This window comes from Youngiibacter fragilis 232.1 (assembly GCF_000495435.3).
Classification (GTDB): domain Bacteria; phylum Bacillota; class Clostridia; order Clostridiales; family Clostridiaceae; genus Youngiibacter; species Youngiibacter fragilis.
Genome location: NZ_AXUN02000135.1, coordinates 74446 through 85246 on the forward strand (window position 1 = coordinate 74446; position 10801 = coordinate 85246).

Genomic DNA, 10801 nt, shown 5'->3' on the forward strand with positions numbered 1-10801 from the left:
TTATTTTACAGGATCATATGGGTCTCCCTTGTGATATGGATGACATTTGAGAATTCGTCTTATAGCCAGAAAAGTACCCTTTACTGCTCCATACTTTTCAATGGCTTCAATGGCATACTGAGAGCAAGTCGGATAAAACCTGCAACTCGGTTGTTTCATTGGTGATATATATTTTCTATAGAACCTGATAATATTAATCAGTATCTTTTTCAATTTTTGTCAGTCCCGCTTTCTTATAAAGACCGAGCATTGCCTTCTCCACATCTCTATAGCTTTTGCCGTTAATGGATGTTCTGGCCACAAAAACAAAATCATGGCCTTCTATGAAATTCGATTTGTTTAGCCTGTAAGCTTCGCTAATCAGTCTCTTGACCCTGCTCCTGACTACACTTTTACCAACTTTTTTGCTGACCGATATGCCTACCCTGTTGAATTTTACACCATCAGTAATGTTCCTTCTGTTTTTCATGTAATAAAGAACAAGCAGGTAATTCGATAAGGATTTGCCTCTCCTGTAGACATTCCGGAATTCAGTATTCTTTCTTATCTTTTCATGTTTCATGGAGACAATTTCCTTTCAGCTCAACTTGCAGAAAAAGGCCACGTGATGCGGCCCTTAAGCTGTTAGTCTTTTTCTTCCCTTGAGTCTTCTTCTCTTGAGTACGTTCCTACCATTCTTGGTAGCCATTCTCTTCATGAAACCATGCTCTTTCTTTCTCTGCTTAACCTTTGGCTGGTATGTCATAAACATATTAGACACCCCCTTCGTTGTTTAATAGGTGCTCATATCCTAAAAACTTTTCTCTATCCAATATGGACATCATAATCAGGATTTACTCTCCTATTATACTCATGGACCATATCAGTGTCAAGGAACTTGAAAATCCGGAACACCGTTATATTTAGCCCACCTTATTTGTGGATAACTTATTGTACACCCCATTTTTTATATGCTATTATTATGTGGAGTTGTTGATAACTGCACCAAAATGGCGAGTTTATCCACAACTGTTGATAACCCTGTGCATAAACTGTTCGTTCCACTTTGGATAAATATGGACCAGAATGTTTTTCCTTTGTGCACCAATGATTAAATGAAATGAACAATGTTGGCTTTTTTTCATGTTTTTTATAAAATTCAGCCAGCTTTTCATCAATATCTACAATATTAACATCATGTTGATTAGACTTGTCAACATGATGATTTTATTCTTTTTTTGCTGTTTATAACCTGTACACAACCTGTGCGGTAGTAAAACAGCAGAAAAATCTTTCATTACTTATATAAACATTTTAGGAGGATACTTCATATGGACGCCCGACTCAAAGAAAACTGGGATAATATACTCAAAGTGCTGAAAGTGGAGATCATGTCTGAGGTCAGCTACAATACATGGATAGCTGGACTGGTTCCAATTGGCACGAGGGGTGGAGTATTCTATATTGATGTCCCAAATGAGCTGACCCTGGACATACTTAGGCAGCGATACAAGGTTCTTATCAAGGAAGCAGTAAAGCATGTACTTGATGAAGATATCGAAGTTGATTATGTTATCGGAGGACTTCCAGATGTAGCCCCGGTGGTTGAGACCAAGACGGCTGCACCTGTTCCTGAGGTTCCAAGGAGCAACAACGGAACTCTCAATACAAAATACACATTTGATTCTTTTGTCATAGGTAACTCCAATAGATTCGCACATGCCGCTTCTGTTGCCGTGGCAGAATCTCCCGCAAATGCATATAACCCACTTTTCCTTTATGGTGGAGTAGGATTGGGAAAAACTCATCTTATGCACGCGATAGGGCACCATATACTTACACAAAATCCAAAGGCGAATGTAGTATATGTATCATCTGAAAAATTTACAAATGAACTTATAAATTCAATAAGGTATGACAAGAATGCTGATTTCAGGAACAAATACAGGAATGTAGATGTATTGCTGGTTGACGACATACAATTTATCGCAGGGAAGGAAAGCACCCAGGAAGAATTCTTCCATACATTCAATGAACTATACGAAGCAAGGAAACAGATAATAATATCCAGTGACAGACCACCCAATGAGATACCAACTCTTGAAGACAGGCTCAGAACAAGGTTTGCATGGGGACTTCAGGCAGATATCCAGGCTCCTGATTTTGAGACCAGGATCGCAATCCTCAAGAAGAAAGCGGAAACTGAAAACTATGTGGTATCTAGTGAAGTCATGGTCTATATTGCCACAAAGATAAAATCCAATATACGAGAACTTGAGGGAGCCCTTATCAGGGTCATGGCATACTCATCCCTCACAAACAATAAGAACATTACTGTTGATTTGGCTGCAGAGGCACTCAAGGACATCATTTCTTCCACCCAGTCCAAGAGCATTACGATAGACCTTATCCAGGATGTTGTGTCCAACTATTATAATATGTCGATTCAGGAGCTGAAATCACAGAGAAGGACCAGAAATGTTGCTTTTCCAAGACAGATAGCAATGTATCTTTCCAGAAAGCTTACAGACATGTCCCTTCCTAAAATCGGAGAAGAATTCGGTGGCAGGGACCATACTACCGTGATACATGCATATGAAAAGATCTCTGAGGCACTTAAGACTGATGATGCGCTTGCCGGTGCCATAAAGCTTATAACAAAGAAGCTGACAAGCCAGTAATTCACAAATTGTTGATTTAGTTTATTTTAGACTGTGGATAACAGCAACTTCAAACTTCCGCTTCTAACACTGTGGATAAGTAGGTGCCAATCGCTATACCTTATCCACATGTTGAAAACTTTGATTTTCACTCAGAATTATAAGGTTTGGAACTTATCCACACTATACCGCAGCCTACTACTACTACAACTAAAATTAATATATTATTATCTATATATAGGCAGATAGCGGATCCCGTTATGTTGACTGATTCATCCACCATAGAACAATGTTACATTCAATGAATTCAGGAGGTTTTGTTCATGCATTTCAGATGTGAAAAGAAGGATTTGGTCGAAGGCATATCTACCGTACAAAAAGCAATTCAGGGAAAGTCGACCATGCAGGTCCTCGAAGGTATATATATTGAGACTACAAGTGAAGGACTCATATTGAGAGGGACTGATATAGATCTCAGCATAGAGACAAAAGTACCTGCTACGGTAGTTGAAGATGGGACCATCGTAATAGACTCCAAGCTTTTCGGTGAGATAGTCAGGAAGCTTCCAAACAGCGAGGTTGATGTTTTAACAACCGAAAACAATACAATAACGGTTACTTGCGAAAATTCAGTTTTCAATCTTCTTTTTCTGAATGCTGATGATTTTCCGGACCTTCCAGAAATAGGAAGGGAAAGTGGAGTTGAAATAAGGGAATCTCTGCTGAAGAACCTGATCACAGCTACCAATTTTGCAGTTGCACTGGATGAGGCCAGGCCTATATTAATGGGTGTATTGTTTGAGGTGAAGAACAGCGTGCTCAATATGGTAGCTCTAGATGGATACAGACTTGCGTTAAGAACGGAAAATCTTGATTCGGTAGATGATTTTTCAGTTGTGATACCTGGAAAGACACTCAATGAAGTCAACAAGATATTGTCTGACTCAACTGAGAATGTGAGCATATCCTTCAATGACAATCACATCATGTTCAGAATAAAGGATACGAAGATAGTTTCAAGGCTTTTATCAGGAGATTTCATAAAGTATGAGTCTATACTCCCAAGTGATTACAGATTAAGCTTTACAACAAGTAAAGCGGTTCTGCATGATTCAATTGAGAGAGCTTCGCTCATGTCGAAGGATGGAACGAGCAACCTGATCAAGATGAATATCGATGGTGGACGCATGGTCATAACCTCGAATTCTCAGTTTGGAAAGGTCAGGGAAGAACTTTCGATTACTTCAAAGGGAGAACCTATCGAGATAGCTTTCAATTCTAGATATCTTATAGATGTTCTCAAAGTAATTGAAGAGGATGAGATAATGTTTGAGATGACATCGAGTGTCAGCCCCTGCATAATAAAGAACAGGATCAAGGACAACTGCAAGTATCTAGTGCTGCCTGTCAGAATTGCGAGGTAAGGAAATTGGATGTAACTATTAGGACAGAATTCATAAAGCTGGATTCATTCATGAAATGGTGCGGCGCAGTAGGCCTGGGATCAGAAGCAAAGGCGTACATTCTTGATGGTTTGGTGAAGATCAATGGAGAAGTCGTTCTGCAGAGGGGGAAGAAGGTATATCCGGGGGATGTTGTAGAATTCAACGGAGAGACATACAGGGCTGTAAAAGAGTCTGAATAAGTCAGTGACACATACCACATACAAAGTTAACTTTGTATGTGGTATAATATATTGTGGGTGTTTTTTACGATGAGAATTAACAGATTGACTCTTCATAATTTCAGGAACTATAAAGAGCTGGATATGGATCTCGGTAACGGAGTCAATGTTTTCCAGGGGGAAAATGCCCAAGGTAAGACAAACGTTCTTGAGGCTATGTATTTCTGCGCCTTCGGAAGGTCCCACAGGACCTCAAAAGATAAAGAACTTGTCAGATGGGGAGAAGATAATGCAAGAATCAAGCTCCACATCGAAAGGGAAAGACTGGACAAGGATATAGACATATTCATCCTTAATGATGGCAAGAAATCGATTGGGGTCAATAAGATCAAAATCAAAAAGATGGGAGACCTGATTGGTGTACTTAATATAGTCATGTTCTCTCCAGAAGACCTTAAGATAGTCAAGGAATCGCCATCGTTGAGAAGAAAATTCCTGGACATGGAAATAAGCCAGCTTGACAGAAAATACTATAATGCACTCGTGTCGTATAACAAGGTCCTTAACGAAAGAAATTCATTGATGAAAAACAGGAAGATGGACAGGAACATGCTAGATGTCTATGACCATCAGCTCGTTGACAACGGCCTTTATATCATGAAACAAAGAATGAATTATATCAGGATGCTTAATGCCAGAGGAAAAGACATACATCTCGAGATTACATCAGGTCGTGAAAATGTTGATTTTGTTTATGTCCCATCTGTTCCTTTTGGTGAGTCGATGAAAGATGATTTTCTTACAAGTCTTTCCAGAAACAGAGAAAAGGATATGGAGAAAGGTAATACATCGGTAGGCACGCACAGAGATGATTTTTCAATCAATATAAATGGTGTTGATGTAAGAAGTTATGGTTCACAGGGTCAGCAGAGGACAGCAGTCCTGACCATGAAGTTTGCCTCCCTTGGGATAATAAGGGATATAAAGGGTGAATATCCTGTACTGCTTCTTGATGATGTGCTTTCTGAGCTTGATCTTTCGAGAAAGAAGTTCATATTAAAATCCATAGAAAACATACAGACTGTGATAACCTGCACAGGAGTCGAGAATATCGAGGATTATCTGACAGGGGATTACAGGCTGTTTAATGTCACGGACGGTTCATTGAAATGGAAGGAGGATTGAAATTGTTTCTGCACCTTGGAGAAAATATAGTTGTACCTCTAAAGTCTGTCATAGGAATATTCGATCTGGAAACCACGATGTACAGTCCGGATACAAGTCAGTTTCTGAGGCTGGCTGAGGAGGATGGTTTTGTTGAGAGAATCAACAATGAAAAACCAAAATCCTTTATAATAACCGAGATGGATAAGAAATCGAAGATATACCTGTCGCCGATTTCGTCCAGGACTCTGACCAAAAGAACTGAACTGAATTTTGAAGACTAGGGAAGGAGGAAAAACAATGACAGACATCGAGAAAATCGAAAATAGCGAGTTATATGATGAAAGTAAGATTCAAGTACTTGAAGGTCTTGAAGCTGTAAGAAAAAGGCCGGGAATGTATATCGGAACCACTTCTTCCAGGGGTCTTCACCACCTTGTATATGAAATAGTGGACAATAGCATAGATGAGGCGCTGGCAGGATTCTGTGACCACATAGAGGTATATATCCATAAGGATAATTCCATAACAGTCGAAGACAATGGACGAGGTATGCCTGTTGGTATTAACAAGAAGCTGAACAAGTCATCTGTAGAAGTAATAATGACAGTGCTTCATGCCGGAGGTAAATTCGGTGGCGGAGGATATAAGGTTTCAGGAGGACTGCACGGTGTAGGAGCATCCGTTGTCAATGCGCTGTCAGAGGTTTGCATTGTCTATGTAAAGAGAGACGGCAAACTGTACAAGCAGGAATTCAGGAGAGGAATACCTTTTGACACGCTTTCGGTTGTAGGTGAAAGTACAGGAACTGGTACCAGAACATACTTTAAGCCTGATGATGAAATATTCGAGGAGCTTGAATTTGACTTCGAGATTCTTTCAGACAGGCTGCGTGAACTGGCATTCCTGAATAAGGGAATTAGGATTACGCTTTATGATGAACGTGATGAAAAGACGGAATCATATTTCTATGAGGGTGGAATAAAAAGCTTCGTTGAATACCTGAACAGAAACAAGGAAGTTCTTCATAAAGATCCCATATATATGGAGGAAGAGAAGGATGGCTACTCAGTAGAAGTCTCACTTCAGTATAATGACAGCTACAACGAAAACATATTCACTTATGCTAACAACATTGATACCACAGAAGGTGGAACACACCTTGAGGGTTTCAAGAGGGCAATGACCAGGGTAATCAATGACTACGGCAAGAAATTCGGACATATCAAGGAAAATGACAAGAACCTATCCGGCGAAGACATTAGGGAAGGTCTCACTGCAGTCATATCAGTCAAGCTTGAGAATCCTCAGTTTGAAGGACAGACAAAGACAAAGCTTGGAAACAGTGAAGTAAGAAGCATTGTGGACAATGTGGTAGGAAGATGCGTGCAGACTATACTTGAAGAAAACCCGCAGATAGGTAAGACTGTCATTGACAAGGCACTTATGGCTGCTAGAGCAAGGGAAGCTGCAAGAAAAGCAAGGGAGCTGACCAGAAAGAGTGTGCTTGAAAGAGGCTCTCTCCCGGGTAAGCTTGCGGATTGTGCTTCTAAGGACCCTCTTGAGTGTGAGATATACATAGTAGAGGGAGATTCGGCGGGTGGATCTGCAAAGCAGGGAAGGAACAGACAGTTCCAGGCAATTCTGCCAATCCGAGGAAAGATCATGAACGTCGAAAAACAGAGATTGGACAAGATACTGGGCTCTGAGACCATAAGGTCCATGGTTACTGCTTTCGGTGGCGGAATAGGCAAGGATTTCGACAAGGAGAAGCTAAGGTATTCAAGAATTATCATTATGACTGATGCTGATGTTGATGGAGCCCATATTAGGACACTTCTGCTCACTTTCTTCTACAGGTACATGAAGGACCTTATAGACCATGGACATGTATATATCGCACAGCCACCGCTGTACCAGGTTACCAAAGGAAAATTTGTCGAGTACACATATTCAGACAAGGAGCTTGAGACAGTACTTGAAAAAATAGGTGGCAAGGATAACTCTGTAAATATACAGAGATACAAGGGTCTTGGAGAAATGAATGCTGAACAGCTTTGGGATACTACAATGGATCCTGAACACAGGATACTGCTCAGGGCAACTGTAGAGGATGCCAAGGCTGCTGATGAGATATTCACTATACTTATGGGTGATAAGGTTGAACCGAGAAGGGAATTCATAGAGAGAAATTCTAAAAAAGTTGTAAATCTGGACATTTAGGGAGGTGTAGCAATTGTACAACGAAGGAAAAGTCATTTCAATTGACATAAAAAAAGAAATGAAGACCAGCTACATCGACTATGCAATGAGCGTTATAGTGGGACGAGCATTACCTGATGTAAGGGATGGACTTAAGCCTGTTCACAGAAGAATACTATATTCAATGCAACAGTTGGGACTTTCACCTGAAAAAGGCTATAGGAAGTGTGCGAGGATTGTCGGAGACGTCCTTGGTAAGTACCATCCACATGGAGACAGCTCTGTCTATGATGCCCTAGTAAGGCTTGCACAAGACTTTTCGATCAGATATCTGCTTGTAGATGGACATGGAAACTTCGGTTCTGTCGATGGGGACTCAGCTGCGGCAATGAGGTACACAGAGGCAAAGCTAGCAAAAATCGCAGTAGAGATGCTCCGTGACATTGGCAAGGAGACTGTTGACTTTGTAGACAACTTTGATGGAGAGGAAAGAGAGCCCTCTGTTCTTCCATCAAGATATCCAAATCTGCTTGTAAACGGATCATCAGGTATCGCAGTCGGTATGGCAACAAATATTCCACCCCATAACCTTAAAGAGGTAATAGATGGCGTAATACTGCTTATAGATAATGCTGATGCTACTGTGCTTGATCTTATGGCTTATATCAAGGGCCCTGATTTTCCGACCTCTGGAACAATAATGGGAGTATCGGGCATAAGGGAAGCTTATGAAACCGGTAGAGGAAAGGTTATTGTAAGAGCCAAGAGTGACATAGAGGAAGAGAACGGCCGACAAAAGATCATAATAACTGAACTTCCATACATGGTGAACAAGGCAAGGCTCATAGAGAATATCGCAGACCATGTAAAGGAAAAGAAACTCACAGGTATTTCTGACCTGAGGGATGAGTCTGACAGAGATGGAATGAGAATAGTAATTGAGCTTAAGAAGGATGCAAATGCACATGTTATACTCAATTATCTGTACAAGCATACAAAGGTCCAGGATACATTCGGAATTATAATGCTTTCTCTTGTTAATAACGAGCCGAAGGTATTGAATCTGAGGGAGATGCTTGTCCATTATCTCAACTTCCAGAAACAGGTAGTTACAAGAAGGACCATATTTGAACTCGCCAAAGCTGAAGAAAGGGCTCATATACTTGAAGGATTGCTCATAGCCCTTGACAATATTGATGAGGTAGTAAAGATACTTAGAGGATCAAAGACTACTGATATTGCAAAGAATGAGCTTATGACGAGGTTCGGACTCTCTGACAGGCAGGCTGTGGCTATACTGGATATGAGGCTTAGAAGGCTTACCGGACTTGAAAGAGATAAGATAGTAGATGAATTTGATGAGCTGATGATACAGATAGCAAGGCTTAAGGAAATACTTGGAAGTGAGGCTATTCTCCTTGGTGTAATCAGGGAAGAGCTTATTGAGATAAGGGATAAATACGGTGATGAGAGAAGAACAAGGATTGAGAAGAAGGATGATGAGATAAATTACGAAGACCTCATATCTGAAGAGGATGTCGTTATAACCCTCACACAATCCGGATATATCAAGAGGATCCAGGCTGCAACCTATTCTTCGCAGAAGAGAGGCGGCAGGGGGATCCAGGCGATGTCAACCAAGGAAGATGACATCGTATCAAAGGTGTTCGTTACATCGACTCACAAGAATCTCTTATTCTTCACAAGCAAGGGTAAGGTATATAAGCTTAAGGCTTATGAGATACCTGATGCAGGACGAGTATCCAAGGGTACTAACCTTGTAAACATAATACCATTGGACCAGGATGAGAAGATTCAGGCGGTAATTTCAATAGCCGACATGGACCAGGATGGTTTCCTGGTATTCTGCACAGCTAATGGGATAGTTAAGAAAACCGGTCTTGAGGATTATTCCAACATAAGGAAGAATGGACTTATTGCCATAAACCTCAGGGAAGGCGACGAGCTGCTCAATGTGAAGTTCACAAGGGGAGATGCTGACCTTATACTGGTAACACAGGATGGCTATTCAATCAAGTTCAATGAGAACGAGATAAGGACCATGGGTAGAACAGCATCTGGAGTCAAAGGTATAGACCTGAGATCAGGGGATACCTGCGTATCCTTTGACATCGCAGTAGAAGGCGAGGACCTCCTTGTAGTATCTGAAAGCGGTCTTGGAAAGAGGACTCCTATCAGTGAATACCACCTGCAGAGAAGAGGCGGAAAAGGTCTCATAACATACAAGGTATCTTCCAGGACAGGCCCTGTTGTAGGTGCGAGATCCTGCAGCCAGGATGATGAGCTGATGCTCATCAATTCCGATGGCGTTGCAATCAGGATAAGCATAGCTGAAATATCTGAGACTTCAAGGAATACAATGGGAGTAAAGCTGATGAAGACATCGGAAACTACCAAGGTTGTTTCAATGGCAAAGATAATCGCAGCAAGAGATGAAGAAGGGCCAGAGGTTGAAGAGATAGACAGTGATGAAACCATAAGCAAGGGCATCCATGATGATACTGATGACAGTGACATTGAATTGGATGTCTATGATGAGGATGACTCAGACGAGGAATCTGAAGAATAACTGAAGCATTAATTGGATCGTATTTATACGGTCCTTTTTTTATACTTATATAATGTAGGGGGATGAATTTCCGTGCCCATCCTGGCGATTATTGAAGAAAGTTACCATAAGCACATTCTCTAAAGTCCATTAAAGCAGATTAGGGAATCGCTGATTTCTAAAGCTGTTCTTATTTGTATCATCGTATCCATATCCGTATCTAGAAGAAGTGCAGCAAAGAATCTATCAAGAATCCAGTGATTTGACATGATAATAACGATAAAATCAGCCTAAACAGCGGATTTGGAATAACCTGCAACCAGAGGCCAAATATCCAAAAAACAGATGATAATTTTATTTTTAAAGAAAACATCCGTGATTACAACGGTTTCAATAAGCGGGTTTAGATTTCATAAATCCTGTTTGTCAATAAACAATCCCGTGTGTATCAATAATAGGAAAATAGAGATTTAGATAGATATTTCGAGTATTTTAAACCTATTCAACACCAATCGCTCTTAAATCGAATAGGGACGTTGATTAAGGTGGTAAGATAGTCAATGTCGCTTCTGACATGAGGCAACAAGCTCTTTGAAAATTAAA

General features: G+C 40.7%; 10 protein-coding genes. 7 read left to right on the forward strand and 3 right to left on the reverse strand.

All coding sequences use genetic code 11. The features are described 5' to 3' along the window. From yidD to rpmH, 3 genes are read right to left on the reverse strand one after another with little or no spacing between them, the layout of a single operon-like run. Positions 1 to 213: a membrane protein insertion efficiency factor YidD gene (yidD, locus tag T472_RS19280; protein ID WP_082447603.1), complete on the reverse strand. Its 213-nt coding sequence runs from the start codon at positions 211 to 213 to the stop codon at positions 1 to 3. Continuing rightward, entirely contained in the window at positions 194 to 562 is a 369-nt protein-coding gene (gene rnpA, locus T472_RS07050) for a ribonuclease P protein component (protein WP_023389154.1), read from the reverse strand. Before rnpA ends, yidD begins: the two co-directional genes overlap by 20 nt. 54 nt (positions 563 to 616) lie before the next feature. Beyond that, positions 617 to 751 carry a 50S ribosomal protein L34 gene (gene rpmH, locus T472_RS07055; protein ID WP_023389153.1) on the reverse strand — a complete coding sequence of 45 codons (135 nt, stop codon included), beginning with the start codon at positions 749 to 751 and terminating at the stop codon, positions 617 to 619. Between the two features lie 559 nt (positions 752 to 1310). Between rpmH and dnaA the strand changes: the two genes are divergently transcribed. The 7 genes from dnaA (at position 1311) to gyrA (ending at position 10219) form a co-directional block, all read left to right on the forward strand. After that, positions 1311 to 2660: a chromosomal replication initiator protein DnaA gene (dnaA, locus tag T472_RS07060; protein WP_023389152.1), complete on the forward strand. Its 1350-nt coding sequence runs from the start codon at positions 1311 to 1313 to the stop codon at positions 2658 to 2660. Between the two features lie 302 nt (positions 2661 to 2962). After that, positions 2963 to 4063: a DNA polymerase III subunit beta gene (gene dnaN, locus T472_RS07065; RefSeq protein WP_023389151.1), complete on the forward strand. Its 1101-nt coding sequence runs from the start codon at positions 2963 to 2965 to the stop codon at positions 4061 to 4063. Between the two features lie 5 nt (positions 4064 to 4068). Next, positions 4069 to 4284 (forward strand): RNA-binding S4 domain-containing protein, encoded by a 216-nt coding sequence (locus T472_RS07070; RefSeq protein ID WP_023389150.1) that lies wholly within the window; start codon positions 4069 to 4071, stop codon positions 4282 to 4284. 69 nt (positions 4285 to 4353) lie between these two features. Further along, a complete protein-coding gene (gene recF / locus T472_RS07075) occupies positions 4354 to 5448 on the forward strand; it encodes a DNA replication/repair protein RecF (protein ID WP_023386786.1) in 1095 nt (364 codons plus the stop codon). A gap of 2 nt (positions 5449 to 5450) precedes the next feature. Then, positions 5451 to 5711 carry an extracellular matrix regulator RemB gene (gene remB, locus T472_RS07080; protein ID WP_023386788.1) on the forward strand — a complete coding sequence of 87 codons (261 nt, stop codon included), beginning with the start codon at positions 5451 to 5453 and terminating at the stop codon, positions 5709 to 5711. Between the two features lie 16 nt (positions 5712 to 5727). Further along, entirely contained in the window at positions 5728 to 7650 is a 1923-nt protein-coding gene (gene gyrB, locus T472_RS07085; protein ID WP_023386791.1) for a DNA topoisomerase (ATP-hydrolyzing) subunit B, read from the forward strand. Between the two features lie 58 nt (positions 7651 to 7708). Further along, positions 7709 to 10219 (forward strand): DNA gyrase subunit A, encoded by a 2511-nt coding sequence (gyrA, locus tag T472_RS07090; RefSeq protein ID WP_052011776.1) that lies wholly within the window; start codon positions 7709 to 7711, stop codon positions 10217 to 10219. The last annotated feature ends 582 nt before the right edge of the window (positions 10220 to 10801 follow it).

Excerpts from the sequence above, each read along its gene's own strand:
- rnpA (WP_023389154.1), bottom strand. The coding sequence starts at position 562 with ATGAAACATGAAAAGATAAGAAAGAATACTGAATTCCGGAATGTCTAC.
- rpmH (WP_023389153.1), bottom strand. The coding sequence starts at position 751 with ATGTTTATGACATACCAGCCAAAGGTTAAGCAGAGAAAGAAAGAGCAT.
- dnaA (WP_023389152.1), top strand. The coding sequence starts at position 1,311 with ATGGACGCCCGACTCAAAGAAAACTGGGATAATATACTCAAAGTGCTG.
- dnaN (WP_023389151.1), top strand. The coding sequence starts at position 2,963 with ATGCATTTCAGATGTGAAAAGAAGGATTTGGTCGAAGGCATATCTACC.
- recF (WP_023386786.1), top strand. The coding sequence starts at position 4,354 with ATGAGAATTAACAGATTGACTCTTCATAATTTCAGGAACTATAAAGAG.
- gyrB (WP_023386791.1), top strand. The coding sequence starts at position 5,728 with ATGACAGACATCGAGAAAATCGAAAATAGCGAGTTATATGATGAAAGT.
- gyrA (WP_052011776.1), top strand. The coding sequence starts at position 7,709 with ATGAAGACCAGCTACATCGACTATGCAATGAGCGTTATAGTGGGACGA.